Source organism: Virgibacillus ihumii, from assembly GCF_902726655.1.
In the GTDB taxonomy this organism is placed as follows: Bacteria; Bacillota; Bacilli; order Bacillales; family Amphibacillaceae; genus Lentibacillus; species Lentibacillus ihumii.
Genome location: NZ_CACVAN010000001.1, coordinates 674,258 through 688,948, shown reverse-complemented (window position 1 = coordinate 688,948; position 14,691 = coordinate 674,258). Strand labels below are relative to the sequence as shown.

The following is a 14,691-nucleotide window of genomic DNA, read 5'->3' as shown; positions in this document are numbered from 1 at the left end:
CCGACTGGTTGGTCTGTATGCGTCATTAAAAAAGAAAGCGATTTCCTTTAGTCAGGTAAAAAACTTTCCCTTGCTTTATTTTGGTATGTATTTGTTTCCAGAATCGCACGCAATATGAAATCAACAAATATATTGCCAATTTCATCGATTGATTTAGGTCCTGACCGCTTATACCATTTGTACGTCCAGTTTACCATACCGAGAATCGCCATTCCTGTAATATCTGCGGGTATATCACGGCGAAAATCGCCACTTTCCTTGCCCTCATGGATTGTCTGAATAATAATCTGTTTAAAGTGATCGCGCTTTTTCTTAATCATTGATTCATATTCCGGTTTTAAGTAAATGTTCTCCTGGTAAAACACGGAAATATGTGCCTTGTACAGATCAAATACTTTAACGAAATCTTTTACAATCGCTTCCAGTTTTTGTGTTGGCGAGTCATAGGCTCCGTCTGCAATCATCGCCTTATCCAATACATACGTAATAAACGTGTCGTGAATGACAAACAACAATTCGTCCTTTGATGTGAAATGATGATAAAATCCGCCTTTGGAAGTACCGACTTTTTGTACGATTTGGTTTACTGAAACGCCATGAAAACCATCTTTTTCAAATAAAAATAGTGCTTCCTGAATAATTCTATTTCGCAGATCCGCCATGAGCCCTCCTTTCAACAACCTAATCTTAATCTACCATATTTTTCAGATTATATAAAGCGTTTTCACAAAAATAAAATCATGCCTGGATAGTAAAGAAAACCTTTTTTGGCGAATTCAGCTGCTTTTCCTACGAATTCACCGTAAATTCGGGACTTTTTAATTTTTTTGGTGAATCATATATTAATTCGACATTTACCTTTAACTGAACCCATTTAACCTTCTCATAGCCCGGCCGACTGCTGAAAATATCTTCCTGATAAATCGTTAAAGTAGATGGAAGCATGCTATAATACAGTTAAAAAAATGGAGTGAAAGGAGCAAATTCTCATGAAAATCATTGTCATATCAGACACCCATATTCCAAAAAAAGGACCAAAACTGCCCTCCCGTCTCATGAAGGAGTTGGAAGCAGCCAAACTCATCATTCACGCCGGCGACTGGAGTTCGATGGAAGTGTATGACATGCTTCAACAGTATGCACCTGTAAAAGGGGTTTACGGCAATATTGAAAACGAAGAGATTCTGGATAAATTCTCCTCCAAAGAACTCCTGATAATTAACGGATTTCGAATTGGGATTGTCCATGGTCACGGTGAAAAAAAGACAACGGAAAGACGGGCTTTCGATGCATTCCTTGATGACGATGTGGATGCCATTATTTTTGGACACTCCCATATTCCGCTGCTCCGTTATTTCAAAAAAGTTTTGCTGTTGAACCCTGGCTCCCCAACTGATAAGCGTACACAACCTTATTACTCATTTGTGACACTTCGTATTGATGATGAAATAAATGCTGAATTTACTTTCTTTTAGTTGAATAATTCATCACGGAGTTTTTATGGATGTGTATGTCAGGCTGGTATATTTTTTATCAAAATTATAACAATAAGAGAACGGCACAATAATTAAAGTGGAGGTTCAACATGGAGTTTGCAGTTTTTTTCCTGGCATCATGGTTGATTACAGCCATATTTGTCATCATGCCAAAAAAACTTTCCATTATCGAGAATACAATAACATTCTTATTGTTATTAATTATAACCATTAATATATCGTGGATTATAATTGAAGAATTGAAGCTAATCAAACAAACTCAAGAGGGCATTAAGTATGTGGTGTATTTATTAAATAGAAGTGTTATCATTCCAATGACGTTAATTACACAATTAAATGTCCTTCATCAATCAAATTCCGTTGCAAGATTCATACTGACAACCGCTGTATCGTTGATTTTCTTGCTTGGATTAAGGGCGCTTTCTGTCTATTTTGATATTATCGGTTACCTCAAATGGAATTTTGGCTACGATATCCTTTACTTTATTATCCTGCATCTGATTGCATATTACGCGCATCAATTATTTCGGAGATTGACCCGGAGCGAGGTGGAGGTATCATGACGTTGTGGGGGTACTTTGATAAAAATGAAATTTACATTTTAATCGCGCTTGTTATCCTCTATGTCATTTTCTTTCTGCTTCCCAAACGGTTTACCCGGGATGTGACATTGCTGTTTTTAATTTGGGGATTTGCTGTTTCAACACTGTTTGATTTTACAATTGGAGGAGGCTTAATTGATCTTTATAAGACGAATGATTTAAACGGCTATGAATTATTTGACTTGCTTACCTATGTCATGTTTGCTCCGATTAGCTATTTCTTTATTTATGTATATGATGTTTTAGGTATTAACAAAAAGGGCTTTATTTGGTATATCCTGATATGGACAGTTATGGGATTAGGAGCAGAGTGGATTTCGACAATGATGGGCGTTACAAAACATCAAAATGGCTATCAATTGCACTACTCTGTTGCTGTATTTCTCATTGTTCTTACTACAACAGCGCTTTTTTATGAGTCGGTGAAATCAAGGCATGAAACACGATCATTTAGTAATTAACCGTAGCTTGTACTGATGCAGATAAGAAAGTTTAAAATTTCTTATCTGCCAAAAAATATTCCCGCACCACCTAACGTGATACGGGAAATGGGTAAGTACATCCGTTCAGTCCTGTATATCCTCAAAGACCTTATCATAAACAGCTTCTTTCCAGACTTCCGTTACTTCACCATGGTTATCACTGTCAATTACGAATGATCCATTGCTGTATCGGTCACTTGCCGATAAGTTCAGCGGGTAGATACTGTGTGTTTCACCGTTGGCTGTTTTAAAGCAAATGGTGTCCTGATCATTAACTGCAAACAACCCTTTTATTCGGTGCGGCTTGCTTTTTAATTCCCGCAGCATCAACAAACCGCGATTGGCACGGCTCGCCTTCTCAAATTCACTCAATTTCATGCGTTTACATGCGCCACGCTGGGTAACAACAACCAGCGATGGTTCCGTTAAATCATCAAAAACTTGTCCGCTGACAACTTGCTCTCCTGCTTTTAGCTTAATTGCCTTTACTCCTGCTGCACGCTGACCGACAACGGAAATTTCCGACTCGTGATACCAGAGACCATAACCCTTGTCCGATGCGACAAATACGTCTGAATGCCCGTTTGTCTGCAACACATTAACTACCTCATCATCACCTTTTAAGTTCAGTGCAATAAGTGCTTTTGAATAACGCTGTGCATCGTAAAGTTTCAGCTCGCTGCGTTTTACCAGACCGTTTCTGGTAAAGAAAATTAGATAACTGTCTTCCTGGAATTCCCGGACCGGAATACATTGAACAATCCGTTCATCCTTATCAATCGAGACAATATTCGATATGTGCTGTCCAAGATCTTTCCACTTGATGTCAGGCAGCTCGTGGACAGGAATAAATATATATTTACCTTTCGTTGTGAAGAGGAGCAGTTTATCTGTTGTGTTTAACTCCAACAAACCAATCATGTGATCTTCATCTTTCATGGCGAAATCTTCACCGTTCGAAGCACCATACGAACGGATGCTGGTCCGTTTTACATAGCCGCTTCTGGTCACGGAAACGAGTACATCCTCACTGGCAACGGTTACTTCAATGTTAAAGGTTAATTCTTCAATTTGTTCTTCAATTTTAGTTTTTCGACTGTCGGAAAAGCTTTTCTTGATTTGTCTTAGATCCTTTTTAATAGCCTGGTAAAGCTTTTTCTCACTGCCGAGCAGCTCCTCATATTCTGCGATCGCTTTACGGAGCTCTTCCGCTTCTTTTTCAAGCGATGTTATATCCGTATTTGTCAATCTGTACAACTGGAGCATTACGATTGCTTCAGCCTGTGCTTCCGTGAAATCATATTTTGCGATAATCCGTTTCTTTGCATCACCTTTGTCTTTAGACGCACGAATGGTAGCAATAAGTTCGTCCAAAACGGATATTGCTTTAATCAGCCCTTCGAGTATATGTGAGCGGTCATTTGCCTTTTTTAAATCGTACTGTATTTGTCTGGTCATGACTTCTTTTTGATGGTCGATGTATGCGTCAAGAATTTGCGGAAGTGACAGCACTTTAGGTGTCTTATTCTGAATGGCCACCATATTAAAATGGTACGTTACCTGCAGATCCGTATTTTTATACAGATAGTTCAGCACGCCTTGGCTGTTCGCATCTTTTTTCAGCTCCACCACGACCCGAAGGCCAGTCCGGTCTGTTTCATCACGAACCTCTAAAATACCTTCCACTTTTCGGTCGATGCGAAGTTCATCCATTTTCTTGACCATGTTAGCTTTATTGACCTCATAAGGAATTTCATCAATCACAATTTGCTGTCTGCCGCTGCGCAGATCTTCCACCTTTGCTTTTCCGCGGACAACAATCTTGCCTCTTCCGGTTTCATATGCTTTTCTAATTCCATCTACACCTTGTATAATGCCGCCTGTCGGAAAGTCAGGGCCTTTCATAACCTGAAGCAGTTCATCCACTGAAGCGGAAGGCTTGTCAATTTTTTTAATAACTGCATCGATCACCTCTGCCAGATTATGCGGCGGAATATCTGTTGCATACCCTGCAGAAATTCCGGTCGAACCGTTTACCAGGAGATTCGGAAATTTTGCAGGCAGTACAACCGGTTCTGAAATCGTATCATCAAAATTCGGTATAAAATCAACGGTTTCTTTTCCGATATCACGCAGCAGTTCTGATGAGATTTTGGAGAGTCTTGCTTCCGTGTACCGCATTGCAGCAGGTGGGTCTCCATCAATGCTTCCGTTGTTGCCATGCATTTCAACCAGTGCATTTCTGATTTTCCATTCCTGGCTTAATCGTACCATCGCATCATAAACAGATGTATCTCCATGCGGGTGGTAGTTACCAATTACAGTACCCACTGTTTTTGCTGCCTTTCGGAAGTTTTTATCATACGTATTTTTTTCCTCGTGCATGGCATAGAGAATCCTGCGCTGAACAGGTTTTAATCCGTCTCTGGCATCAGGCAATGCACGATCCTGGATAATATATTTACTGTACCTGCCAAATCTGTCTCCCATTACTTCTTCCAGTGGTAAGTCCAGATAGCTTTCCGACTGTGCCAAACAAATTCCCCCTTAAATCCTGCCTGCATTTACGTGTGAATTTTATCATTTTCCAATATATTTGCATTCTCTTCCATACCAAATTGGACATGGCCTTCAATCCATTTCCGTCGAGGTTCAACCTTGTCACCCATTAACGTTGTAACACGTCTCTCAGCCCGGGCAAGGTCTTCGATTGTTACCCGGATCAGTGTTCTTGTTTCAGGATTCATCGTTGTTTCCCACAGCTGATCCGCATTCATTTCACCAAGACCTTTATACCGCTGAATAATATAGCCATTTTTAAACTCATTGATAGCTTTTTTCATTTCCTCATCATCCCAGGCATATACCACTTTCTCATTTTTACCTTTGCCCTTAGATATTTTATAAAGAGGTGGCAGCGCAATGTATATCTTGCCTTGTTCAACTAAGGACCGCATGTAACGGTAGAAAAATGTAAGCAGTAAAACCTGAATATGTGCACCATCCGTATCCGCATCGGTCATAATAATAATCTTATCATATTGGACATCTTCCAGATCAAAATCACCACCGACGCCAGCCCCAACTGTATGAATAATAGTTGAAATTTCTTCGTTTTTAAAAATATCCTGTATTTTAGCTTTTTCCGTATTGATTACTTTTCCTCTGAGTGGTAAGACAGCTTGAAATCTTCTGTCCCTCCCCTGTTTGGCAGAACCGCCGGCAGAATCACCCTCGACCAGATACAGTTCATTTTTCTTTGGATTACGTGATTGCGCAGGCGTCAGTTTCCCGCTCAACAGTGTATCTTTACGTTTCTTCTTTTTACCGGTTCTTGCATCTTCGCGTGCTTTTCTGGCGGCTTCCCGGGCTTCCTTTGCTTTCATCGCTTTCCGAACAAGCACACCGGAAACATCCGGATTTTCCTGCAGAAAGTATGAAAGCTTTTCGGAAACAACCGCATCAACAACCGATCGTGCTTCAGCAGTTCCCAGTTTCCCTTTTGTCTGTCCCTCAAATTGCAGCATTTCTTCTGGAATCCGAACCGATACAACGGCAGTGAACCCTTCGCGAATATCAGTCCCTTCCAGGTTTTTATCTTTATCCTTCAATAGTGCATTTTTTCTGGCGTAATCATTGAACGTTCTGGTGATTGCCGTTCTGGCACCGGATTCATGTGTGCCGCCATCTTTGGTACGTACATGGTTTACAAAGGAAAGCATACTCTCTGCAAATCCGTCATTGAACTGAAATGCAAAATCGACTTCGATTCCCTGTTGCTCACCTTGAAATGATACAACTGGATGCATCGTATCTTTTTCTTCATTTAAATACGCGACAAATGACTCCAGCCCATCATCAAACTGGTACTCTTCTTTCACATCATTCCGCTCGTCCACCAGTTCAATTTTAAGACCTCCCAGCAGGAAGGCAGACTCCCGCAATCTTTCTGACAGTGTTTCAAAATTATATACGGTTGCAGAAAAAATTTGCGGATCCGGTTTAAAATGAATGATGGTGCCTTTCTTCCTAGATGTTCCCATATTTTCAAATGAACCCGCCGGAACTCCGCCATTTTCAAAACGCTGAAAATATTTGTTTCCATCACGGAATGTCGTAATCTCCATCCATTCAGATAATGCATTCACAACCGATGCACCTACACCGTGCAATCCTCCGCTGGTTTTATATCCGCCCTGTCCGAATTTACCACCGGCGTGCAACACAGTGAAAATGACTTCGATTGTCGGTTTGCCGGTACTGTGCATTCCGGTTGGTATACCTCTTCCGGTATCCGTAACCGAAATACTGTTATCCTGATGAATGGTAACTTTAATATGATCGCCATACCCGGCAAGTGCCTCATCGACTGCATTATCAACTATTTCAAATACAAGATGATGCAGTCCGCGCTGGTCGGTGCTGCCGATATACATTCCTGGTCTTTTTCTGACCGCTTCAAGCCCCTCAAGTACCTGAATCGAGTCATCTGTATATTGCAGTGATTTATTGACCATTCATTTTTGACCCCTTTCCTATGTATCTCTGTCATCAATTGACTTTATAATAGAACAAATGTTTGTCATTGTAAAATAATTATACCAAAACATTGATTTTAGTATACTATAAATAATTTCTTCTTGTATAGTTAACAATGGCGGAATGCCTGTTTAGCGGTAGTTTTTGATCCCTGACCTATTCCGGATGCCGCTATCTGCCTGCGTCCAGTTGAACGACCGCAATTCTATTGAAATGCACGTTTTCATATTATATATGCACGATTTTACAGTCAATATGCACGGTTCTCTAGTGGAAATGCACGATTTCAATACGTTTATGACGATTTTTCATTATACGATTTTTGTTTTCCCAGTGCAACCAGTCGAAAAGGGCAAAGCAAGAAGAATGACCAATCCGGCCATTCTTCGAAAAACACTACTACAGTTAATCCTCCCTATCCTAGTCTTCAAGTAATCCATGCTCGACCAAAAAGTTCCGTGCTACTGTTTCAGGTGATTTGTCCTTATAATCAACCTGATAGTTCATTTGCCGCATTTGCTGGTTGGTAATTTTGCCGCCAAGCTGGTTTAGAACATCCCGCAATTCCGGATATTTCTCCAGTGTATCCTGGCGCATCAGCGGTGCACCTTGATACGGTGGAAAAAGGTTTTTCGGATCATCCAATGTTACCAGGTCGAGTTTTATCATGTACGAATCTGTCGCATAGGCATCAATAACATCAACTTCCCCTCTTGACAATGCCTCCTGACGAATTCCCGGTTCCATTGTTTTCACATTCGCAATATCAAGGTTATAGACATCCTGCATTCCGACATAACCATCATACCGGTCCTTAAACTCCAGTGTGAATCCGGCAGTTATCTGATCTTCCACTTTATTTAAATCACCAAGTGTCTCCAGGTTGTGTTTATTTGCAAACTCCTTAGTGGTGGCGACCGCATACGTGTTGTTAAATTGCATTGGCTTCAGCATAACCATGCCGTACTCTTCCTTCATGCCCTTTTTAGCCTGCATGTACACTTCCTGTTTTTGGTTGCTTTTTGCTTCTTCCTCCAGATGTGTCACAATTGCTGTTCCGGTGAATTCAGGATAGATGTCGATACTGCCATTTTTCAGTGCACTGAATACAAAAGCTGTTTTGCCAAGACCTGGTTTTAGTTTCACATCCAAATCAGTCTCTTCTTCAATAAGCAGCTTGTACATATTAATCAAAATTGCCGGTTCAGACCCGAGTTTTCCGCCGATTGTCAGATCTGCCTTGTTTCCTCCTGTAAAAATAAACGGTGAAACCACAATCAGGATTGCAGCCAGCAGCATCGCGATAAACGATTTGAATCCGGCTCGTTTTGAAATTCGTTCAAAACCACGCAAAATATAATCAAGTGCAATCGCCAGTAATGCTGCCGGAATAGCCCCCAGCAATATCAAGTTTAAGTCTGCACCCCGGTCAATCCCAAGCAAAATTAATTCACCGAGACCGCCAGCACCGATTAATGCTGCAATCGTCGTAGTACCGACAATCAACACCATTGATGTGCGGACCCCGGCCATAATAACCGGTAAGGCGATAGGCAATTCAACTTTTGTTAATCGCCTGAATGAGTTCATCCCCATTCCGGTTGCAGCCTCTTTTAAGGCAGGATTCACTTCATTAATACCGGTATATGTATTCCGCAAAATCGGTAAGAGTCCGTATAATGTTAAGGCGATGATTGCTGGTGTCGTTCCTATACCAAAAAACGGAATCAGAAAAGCCAGCACCGCAAGACTCGGAATCGTCTGCATAATGGCAGACAGCCCAATAATTGGTTCTGCCACACGTTTATGTCTAGTCAACACAAGCCCAAGTGGTACTGCAATAAGGATGGCAATAATTAATGAAATCAGTGAAATTTGCAAGTGTTCCCATATGGTTTCAAGGAGGATATCCTGTCTGTTTTGAAATGTTTCAATAAATTCCTTCATTCCTGTATCACTCCATTATCCACCTTGATATTACTCTTGAGGAAATCAACAATATTTTTATACGAGAGGATGCCGACAAGTTTGTTTCCTTTCAATACCGGGAAAACATCCTGACTGCTTTTCTGCAGAATTTCTGTCGCTTTATAAAGTGCTACATCATTTTCTAGGGTTTGCAACGTCTTTTTTGCACCATCATCAATTGCCCCAACATAATTACCTTTTTGATCAGTCACGATATAAAAACCTCGCATGACTGATTGAGCTTTCTGTTCAGTAATCACTCTGTCTCCTGTCTGATCAGCAATTACGTCAATCGCTGTCTGCCAAGGAGATTTCCGCTCACCAATGAAATCCTTAACGAAATCTGTTTTCGGGTTAAGAATCAATTCCTGCGGGGGATCCACTTGAACAATCTGACCTTCCCGCATCAGACATACCTTATCACCCAATGCCATCGCCTCATCCATGTCATGGGTGACGAATACAATGGTCTTTTTGATTTTCCTTTGCAAATCGCGGATATCTGACTGCAGCTGTTCTCTGCTGATCGGATCCAATGCGCTGAAAGGCTCGTCCATCAAAATTATATCCGGATCAGCGGCAAGTGCACGAATAACCCCTATCCGCTGCTGTTCACCACCGGAAAGTTCACTTGGCATCCGACCTTTAAATGTTGCAGGATCCAACCCAACCATATCCAATAATTCCAGACTTCGTTCATGAATCTTTTTACGTTTCCATTTTTTCATTTCAGGTACCACTGCAATATTATCTTCAATCGTCATATGCGGAAATAAAGCAATTTCCTGCAAAACATATCCTATATTCCAACGCAGTTCGTGGATATTATAATCATTTATATTTTTGTCGTTTATGTAAATCGATCCTGCTGTCGGTTCAATTAAACGGTTAATCATTTTCATCGTCGTCGTCTTACCGCAACCGCTGGGACCAATCAGTGTAACCAATTCCCCATCATTCACCGTCAGCGAAAAATCCTTCAGGGCCTCAGTGCCGTCAGGATAAACTTTTTTAACATCTTTAAATTCAATCACCTGTATCACTTCCTTTACAAACATATCCTTAAGTTGGATATTCAACGATTATATATACCCATTTTATAATTCGGAAAAACGTCTTTTCCATATTAAAGGTTCTGTGATGTTGGAGTTCATGATAAAATGAATAGCAGTAAACCATTACAAAATGAAGGTAGGAAACGGAATGGAGTATATTTTATTTGCCATTATAGCGTATCTTTTAGGATCAATACCATTTGGAGTGATTGTAGGTAAAATCGGGTATAATATCGATATCCGGGAACACGGAAGCGGAAATTTGGGAGCGACAAACTCTTTCCGTGTACTTGGCGTAAAAGCGGGAATTATTGTAATTGCAGCGGATATATTAAAAGGAACAGTCGCCACAGTACTCCCTTTATTGTTTGATTCGGATGTATACAGACTCATAATCGGACTGTTCGCGGTAATAGGGCACACCTATCCCCTGTTTGCAAAATTCAAAGGCGGAAAAGCTGTCGCAACATCAGGCGGGATATTGCTGGGGATTAATCCAATATTATTTGTTATTATGGTTGCTACATTCATATTGTCTTTGTATATTTCCAAATATGTCTCACTCTCCTCAATGATAACGGGTGTTGCAGCTGTTATAGTATCAATTATTTTCATGGATATCGGACTGATTATTGTAACTGCAGCTTTAACTATTTTTGTTTTCTACAGACACGCTGACAATATTAAACGCATTAAAAATAAAACGGAACCCAAAATAACGTGGATGTAGCCCGGTAAAAGCCAATAAATTGAATACTGTTTTTTTCTTAAGTATAATTATAAACAGGATGAATAGAAAGGGGTCATGGATATGAACAAAACTAGGACCTTGCCAAAAAAACAGCTACCAAACAAAGCACAACGCCATAAATTATTCGGTTCTGTGGAGCCGGGGCCACGAACAAAACCAAGTGAAAAAAATAAAATGGCCGACCTGCAGAACTCCCAAAATGACTTTCTATTTGACCTTGATGAAGTTGGAATTGCTGACGTGAAACATCCGATTACTGTCACCAGTAATTCAGCTCCAACATCACAGACAACTATCGGTACGTTTAAGTTTTCTTCAAGTATCGGTAAATTGAGCAAAGGTACAAATATGAGTCGTTTTACTGAACAGTTACAAGCATATTACGAAAAGGGTCTTACAATTGATTTTAAAACCCTTAAAGCGTTCACGAAGGATCTCGCTGAACGATTGAACCAAAATGATGCTGAAGTTGAAGTCGGGTTTCCATGGTTTTTCGAGCGGCGGGGACCTTATGCAGACCTTGCCGGAATGAACCACGCAGATGCTTCCATTTCGGTCAAATATGATGTGAATGAAGGTTATACGTTAAATGCATCGTTGTCTGCACTGATTACAACACTTTGTCCTTGTTCAAAAGAAATCAGTGAGTACAGTGCACATAACCAGCGCGGCCATGTGTCGATGAGTATCTCACTGAATGAGGATTTTGATGAAGATGAAGATACTGCAGATTGGAAAGAGATGCTTCTTGAAGCAGCGGAAAGTAATGCGAGTGCGCGAATTCATCCGGTACTGAAGCGGACGGATGAAAAAATGGTAACCGAACAAGCGTATGAAAATCCGCGTTTTGTCGAAGATATCGTTCGTCTCGTCGCGGCTGATTTATACGAAATACCATCAGTGAAAAAGTTTAAAGTCGAGTGTCGTAATGAAGAATCCATTCATATGCATGATGCAATCGCATCGGTGACGTATGATAAACGGCAGGAAGAAATCGAACCAGGGAGATAATTCTGATGAAATATTTATTTATCGGTTTCATTACGTTTTATCGAAAAGCAATCAGTCCGTTAAAACCGCCGACATGCAGATTTTATCCGTCATGTTCGGAATACGGACTGGAGGCATTTAAACGATTTGGGGTTATCAAGGGTGGCTTTTTGACGATTAAACGCATCAGCAAGTGTCATCCATTTCACCCAGGAGGAATTGATATGGTCCCTGAAAAGAATTCAAAACACTGAAACAGATTCCAGCGGAGGTGATTGCTTGAACTTGCACATATCCGAAAACGCAGCAAAATGGTATAAAAAAGAATTGGAAATTGAAGAATCTGCTAATGTACGATTTTTTGTCCGATATGGTTTCGGGGGCATTGTTCCTGGCTTTTCACTTGGGGTTGGCTTTGATGAACCATCTACAATTCATGCCTCACATGAAGCCCTAGGAATCACGTTTTATATTGAGGAAAAAGATGCCTGGTATTTTGACGAAAATAATTTGGCAGTCCAAATGAATAATAAATTAGATGAACCGGAATTTAAATATAAATCATGAAGCGCCAAAAACTGTCGCTTCATGATTTTTTATAAATTAAATTTTTCGATCTGATGCCACATACCTTCGTCAATCAGAATGCGCTTTTGCCTGTCTCCAAAAAGATCAAAGTGCGGATAATTAGGATCTCTGTGAATCCATTGGGGCTGTAAATTATGGGTCACGCCCCATTTGATAAGCTTTTCGATATCGATACAACCAACCTTGGTTACGGAATAACACCCGGGAAAACGCTCATCCATCCAATAATGGGTCAAAAAAGCTATTTCACCACTGCTGACGTCCTTTTTCCACTTCTTTAATTCATTCCTGTCAATTCCAAAGGCCATTACAATTCCTCATCTAAAGCATTGGTATATGCATTATGCCAGTCCGGGAATGATCTTCTTAAGGAGAGCGGGCGAAAGGTATCTTTTTTAACTATAACATGTTTGGTTGTACCACTCACACAAATGTCGTCTTTTTCATTAACGATGTTGTAGCCGTAAACTGTCCTGAGCCCATCATATTCCTCAATCCATGTCTCAACGAAAGCATCCTCACCATAACGTACCGGCTGTTTAAAGGTAATATTAGCATCAACTACCGGCGCCACAACATTCTGCTTTTCCATATCCGCATACCGAAGACCAATACTTTCAATAAATTTAGTGCGGCCAATTTCAAACCAGACCAGATAATTAGCGTGATACACTACGCCCATTTGATCTGTTTCCTGATAACGTACTTCAATTGGTGTCTGTATCTTTTTCAATCCCACTTCCTCCTTGCACTATTGTTCCAATCCCAAGTTTATCACAAAAAGAAAGGGAACGAAGACACTTTGCTCCATACAAAAACCCCAAACCATTTCTCAGGTCCGGGGCCCCATGTTTACTGATCCGCTTCATCCTTCATTTCCTGCCGCATCCCTTTTACTGATTCCTGCCGGCGTTTGTTCTTTGCTTTAATTTGTTCTTTTTCCTGTCCGGATGAAAATTCCATTGTTTCCTCAGCTTCGTCCATATTTTCGAGCGTATCATGAATCATATTTTCGATTTTTTCAGCATTATCACTGCGATCATCAGGTTTTGGTTCATACTTGTCCGGCATAATACATCTCCTTTATCAATTGAATTTCGTCCATTATTTTTTACCGGAATACCAATATTATGTATGTAAAATTACTGCATTGCATCAACACACCGAATACGTTGATATCGTACAATGTTTTTTGCCAAAATAAAATGCCTGTCCATTATTGGACAAGCACTTTATTCTGCAGATTTTTTATCAGACAATTGATGTTTTCTTTCAAAAGAATCTTCAATTGCTTCGATTTGTGCACGGTCTTTTAAAATCTGTTTCCTGTTTTCCTGTACAAGCTCATCGAATGTATAACGTTTCTTTAAGGAAATAGTAATCCACTCCTTTTTGGCAGTTTAAAAAGTTAAAATACTTTCTTACTGCATAAGTGTAACTAAAGCTTTCGTCAGGATTGACATAAGCCAAGTTTTCTAAGATTAGTATTACCATTTCCAGCCAATTATATAATTTATTTAGTCTTTTGCAGCATTTTTACCATTTCTTCATATGTCATTGGACCGCGTTTTTGTTCTATAACATTTCCATCTCGTCCAATCAAATACGTTGTAGGAACTACGGTAACATCGTACATACCCTGCACTTCTGAATTCTTATCCAGTGGAACCGGATATGTGTACCCGTATTGATCAATATATTTACGTACTTTACCCACACCGATCTCACTACCAGTCAGGTTAACCGCGATAACTTCAACTTTTCCCTTATATTTGTCATAGAACTTTTGCATATCCGGCATCTCTTTTTTACAAGGCCCGCACCATGAAGCCCAGAAATTTAAAAAAACAGGTTTTCCGCGTAAATCCGTTAAGCGGAATGTATCGCCGGACAATGTCTGAAGTGAAAAATCCGGCGCAGTCTCTCCGACTTCAATACCATTTTGATTAGGGGCAACGATGCCGGCACCATCGGAGTCGCTTGAACTGCTTGTCTTATCGTTCTTTTCATTCATAAAACCAGCAACCATAAAGCCAGCCAACGCGAGCAAAATGACCAGACCGAATATATTTCGTTTCTTCATGACATCATTCCCCTCCTAACATTCAATAACTATTATGTATGGTATGTCTATTTTATCTATATGTAAAGCATTCAGGATTATTATTCATAAATACGTCAAAAAACCAGCACACCCTTTCAATGGTGTACTGGTTTATA

General features: G+C 40.2%; 17 protein-coding genes. 7 read left to right on the top strand and 10 right to left on the bottom strand.

Going from position 1 to position 14,691, the window contains the following annotated elements:
- Positions 1-47: 47 nt before the first annotated feature.
- Positions 48-662, bottom strand: a complete 615-nt coding sequence (locus HUX68_RS03355; protein WP_174613460.1) for a TetR/AcrR family transcriptional regulator — start codon at positions 660-662, stop codon at positions 48-50.
- Positions 663-989: 327 nt separating this feature from the next.
- Between HUX68_RS03355 and HUX68_RS03350 the strand changes: the two genes are divergently transcribed.
- The 3 genes from HUX68_RS03350 to HUX68_RS03340 all read left to right on the top strand — a co-directional run bounded on the left by HUX68_RS03350 (position 990) and on the right by HUX68_RS03340 (position 2,559).
- The gene (locus HUX68_RS03350) at positions 990-1,475 is read left to right on the top strand and encodes a metallophosphoesterase family protein (RefSeq protein WP_174613458.1); all 486 of its coding nucleotides are present in this window, start codon (positions 990-992) and stop codon (positions 1,473-1,475) included.
- A gap of 110 nt (positions 1,476-1,585) precedes the next feature.
- The gene (locus HUX68_RS03345) at positions 1,586-2,059 is read left to right on the top strand and encodes a hypothetical protein (protein WP_174613457.1); all 474 of its coding nucleotides are present in this window, start codon (positions 1,586-1,588) and stop codon (positions 2,057-2,059) included.
- The gene (locus tag HUX68_RS03340; protein WP_174613455.1) at positions 2,056-2,559 is read left to right on the top strand and encodes a hypothetical protein; all 504 of its coding nucleotides are present in this window, start codon (positions 2,056-2,058) and stop codon (positions 2,557-2,559) included. Before HUX68_RS03345 ends, HUX68_RS03340 begins: the two co-directional genes overlap by 4 nt.
- Before the next feature lie 105 nt (positions 2,560-2,664).
- Here HUX68_RS03340 and parC read toward each other — a convergent pair whose 3' ends face one another.
- The 4 genes from parC to HUX68_RS03320 form a co-directional block, all read right to left on the bottom strand.
- A complete protein-coding gene (parC, locus tag HUX68_RS03335) occupies positions 2,665-5,115 on the bottom strand; it encodes a DNA topoisomerase IV subunit A (RefSeq protein WP_174613453.1) in 2,451 nt (816 codons plus the stop codon).
- 29 nt (positions 5,116-5,144) lie between these two features.
- A complete protein-coding gene (gene parE, locus HUX68_RS03330; protein WP_174613451.1) occupies positions 5,145-7,097 on the bottom strand; it encodes a DNA topoisomerase IV subunit B in 1,953 nt (650 codons plus the stop codon).
- Between the two features lie 442 nt (positions 7,098-7,539).
- On the bottom strand, positions 7,540-9,066 hold the full coding sequence (locus tag HUX68_RS03325) for an ABC transporter permease/substrate-binding protein (protein ID WP_174613449.1): 1,527 nt from the start codon (positions 9,064-9,066) through the stop codon (positions 7,540-7,542).
- Positions 9,063-10,121: an ABC transporter ATP-binding protein gene (locus HUX68_RS03320; protein ID WP_174613447.1), complete on the bottom strand. Its 1,059-nt coding sequence runs from the start codon at positions 10,119-10,121 to the stop codon at positions 9,063-9,065. The genes HUX68_RS03325 and HUX68_RS03320 overlap by 4 nt, the downstream gene beginning before the upstream one ends.
- 169 nt (positions 10,122-10,290) lie before the next feature.
- Between HUX68_RS03320 and plsY the strand changes: the two genes are divergently transcribed.
- The 4 genes from plsY to HUX68_RS03300 all read left to right on the top strand — a co-directional run bounded on the left by plsY (position 10,291) and on the right by HUX68_RS03300 (position 12,450).
- A complete protein-coding gene (plsY, locus tag HUX68_RS03315; protein ID WP_174613445.1) occupies positions 10,291-10,872 on the top strand; it encodes a glycerol-3-phosphate 1-O-acyltransferase PlsY in 582 nt (193 codons plus the stop codon).
- Positions 10,873-10,953: 81 nt separating this feature from the next.
- Positions 10,954-11,904 (top strand): GTP cyclohydrolase FolE2, encoded by a 951-nt coding sequence (folE2, locus tag HUX68_RS03310; protein ID WP_174613443.1) that lies wholly within the window; start codon positions 10,954-10,956, stop codon positions 11,902-11,904.
- 5 nt (positions 11,905-11,909) lie between these two features.
- Positions 11,910-12,137 (top strand): membrane protein insertion efficiency factor YidD, encoded by a 228-nt coding sequence (yidD, locus tag HUX68_RS03305; RefSeq protein WP_174613441.1) that lies wholly within the window; start codon positions 11,910-11,912, stop codon positions 12,135-12,137.
- A 25-nt stretch (positions 12,138-12,162) separates the two neighbouring features.
- Complete coding sequence (locus HUX68_RS03300) at positions 12,163-12,450, top strand: HesB/YadR/YfhF family protein (RefSeq protein ID WP_174613439.1); 288 nt, start codon at positions 12,163-12,165, stop codon at positions 12,448-12,450.
- Positions 12,451-12,479: 29 nt separating this feature from the next.
- Here the strand turns inward: HUX68_RS03300 and HUX68_RS03295 are convergent, their stop codons facing one another.
- The 5 genes from HUX68_RS03295 to HUX68_RS03275 all read right to left on the bottom strand — a co-directional run bounded on the left by HUX68_RS03295 (position 12,480) and on the right by HUX68_RS03275 (position 14,554).
- A complete protein-coding gene (locus HUX68_RS03295; protein ID WP_174613437.1) occupies positions 12,480-12,779 on the bottom strand; it encodes a hypothetical protein in 300 nt (99 codons plus the stop codon).
- The gene (locus HUX68_RS03290) at positions 12,779-13,204 is read right to left on the bottom strand and encodes an acyl-CoA thioesterase (RefSeq protein WP_174613435.1); all 426 of its coding nucleotides are present in this window, start codon (positions 13,202-13,204) and stop codon (positions 12,779-12,781) included. The genes HUX68_RS03295 and HUX68_RS03290 overlap by 1 nt, the downstream gene beginning before the upstream one ends.
- 119 nt (positions 13,205-13,323) lie before the next feature.
- Positions 13,324-13,542, bottom strand: a complete 219-nt coding sequence (tlp, locus tag HUX68_RS03285; RefSeq protein ID WP_174613433.1) for a small acid-soluble spore protein Tlp — start codon at positions 13,540-13,542, stop codon at positions 13,324-13,326.
- A 161-nt stretch (positions 13,543-13,703) separates the two neighbouring features.
- Positions 13,704-13,847: an FbpB family small basic protein gene (locus HUX68_RS19395; RefSeq protein WP_174616330.1), complete on the bottom strand. Its 144-nt coding sequence runs from the start codon at positions 13,845-13,847 to the stop codon at positions 13,704-13,706.
- 137 nt (positions 13,848-13,984) lie between these two features.
- Positions 13,985-14,554 carry a redoxin domain-containing protein gene (locus HUX68_RS03275; protein WP_246206600.1) on the bottom strand — a complete coding sequence of 190 codons (570 nt, stop codon included), beginning with the start codon at positions 14,552-14,554 and terminating at the stop codon, positions 13,985-13,987.
- Positions 14,555-14,691: the final 137 nt, after the last annotated feature.

What these genes read in the sequence shown, in the direction of transcription:
- HUX68_RS03275 (WP_246206600.1), bottom strand. Translation starts at nt 14,554, where the DNA reads ATGAAGAAACGAAATATATTCGGTCTGGTCATTTTGCTCGCGTTGGCT.
- tlp (WP_174613433.1), bottom strand. Translation starts at nt 13,542, where the DNA reads ATGCCGGACAAGTATGAACCAAAACCTGATGATCGCAGTGATAATGCT.
- yidD (WP_174613441.1), top strand. Translation starts at nt 11,910, where the DNA reads ATGAAATATTTATTTATCGGTTTCATTACGTTTTATCGAAAAGCAATC.
- parE (WP_174613451.1), bottom strand. Translation starts at nt 7,097, where the DNA reads ATGGTCAATAAATCACTGCAATATACAGATGACTCGATTCAGGTACTT.
- HUX68_RS03355 (WP_174613460.1), bottom strand. Translation starts at nt 662, where the DNA reads ATGGCGGATCTGCGAAATAGAATTATTCAGGAAGCACTATTTTTATTT.
- folE2 (WP_174613443.1), top strand. Translation starts at nt 10,954, where the DNA reads ATGAACAAAACTAGGACCTTGCCAAAAAAACAGCTACCAAACAAAGCA.
- HUX68_RS03345 (WP_174613457.1), top strand. Translation starts at nt 1,586, where the DNA reads ATGGAGTTTGCAGTTTTTTTCCTGGCATCATGGTTGATTACAGCCATA.
- HUX68_RS03295 (WP_174613437.1), bottom strand. Translation starts at nt 12,779, where the DNA reads ATGGCCTTTGGAATTGACAGGAATGAATTAAAGAAGTGGAAAAAGGAC.
- HUX68_RS03350 (WP_174613458.1), top strand. Translation starts at nt 990, where the DNA reads ATGAAAATCATTGTCATATCAGACACCCATATTCCAAAAAAAGGACCA.
- HUX68_RS03325 (WP_174613449.1), bottom strand. Translation starts at nt 9,066, where the DNA reads ATGAAGGAATTTATTGAAACATTTCAAAACAGACAGGATATCCTCCTT.
- plsY (WP_174613445.1), top strand. Translation starts at nt 10,291, where the DNA reads ATGGAGTATATTTTATTTGCCATTATAGCGTATCTTTTAGGATCAATA.
- HUX68_RS03340 (WP_174613455.1), top strand. Translation starts at nt 2,056, where the DNA reads ATGACGTTGTGGGGGTACTTTGATAAAAATGAAATTTACATTTTAATC.